Source organism: Streptomyces sp. CO7, from assembly GCF_053474865.1.
Map to the genome: position 1 here is coordinate 1,432,709 of NZ_JBRIOU010000002.1, position 906 is coordinate 1,433,614.

Below are 906 nucleotides of genomic sequence, written 5' to 3' on the forward strand. Positions count from 1 at the left end.
GCAGGTGGACGGGGCGGTCGCCGTCGAGTACCGCGGCGCCCCGGCTGCCGGGGACGCCCGCCTCACCCATGTGCCGCTGTACGCCGAGCCGTTCGACGCGGTCGTGCCGACCGCCCACCGTCTCGCCGAGGCGGACCGGGTCCCGCTCGCCGACCTCGCCAAGGACCCCTGGATCGGCCCCTACCCGGGCAACCCCTGCCACGACGTGGTGGTCCTGGCCTGCGAGAGCGCCGGCTTCCAGCCGGACTTCGACCACTCCTCCGACGACTTCAGGGCCGTCGTCGCGCTCGCCTCCGCCGGCGCCGGAGTGGCCCTGGTGCCCCGGTCCGCCCTGCGCGGCACGGACCTGACCGGCGTGGCGGTGCGCCCGGTGGAGGGCGTGGCTCCCACCCGCCGGGTGTTCGCCGCGGTGCGCCGTGGTTCCGAGGCGCACCCGCTGATCAGCCCCGTCCTGGACGCGCTGGGCGAGGCGGCGCGCGGAGACTGGTGAGCGCGGGCGGCCGACGCGTCGCCCGCCCGCCGTTGTCGGTGCCCGCCGTTAACCTGCGGGCATGCCGGACGCGCACGACGTACGCCGAATCGCCCTGTCCCTGCCGGACACCACCGAGAAGACGGCCTGGAGCATGCCCACGTTCCGGGTGGCGGGGAAGATGTTCGCCACCCTGCCGGAGGACGAGTCCTCCTGCGCGGTGCGCTGCCCCAAGGAGGAGCGGGACGAACTGGTCCTCGCCGAACCCGGGAAGTTCTGGATCGCCGATCACGAGAGCGCCTTCGCCTGGATCCGGGTCCGGCTCGCCGCGCTGGAGGACGAGGGCGAACTCCGCGACATCCTCGCCGACTCCTGGCGCCAGGCCGCACCCACCGCCCTGCGCGACTCCCACCCCGAGCTCGGCGTACCCGCCGGGG

2 protein-coding genes are annotated in these 906 nt (G+C 75.3%); both read left to right on the forward strand.

What is annotated here, in order from left to right; translation table 11 throughout:
* Positions 1-490 (forward strand): LysR substrate-binding domain-containing protein (locus ACOV8S_RS08555; RefSeq protein ID WP_448317089.1); only part of this gene is annotated, 490 nt, incomplete at its 5' end.
* A 61-nt stretch (positions 491-551) separates the two neighbouring features.
* On the forward strand, positions 552-906 hold a 355-nt coding region (locus tag ACOV8S_RS08560; protein ID WP_448317090.1), incomplete at its 3' end, for an MmcQ/YjbR family DNA-binding protein.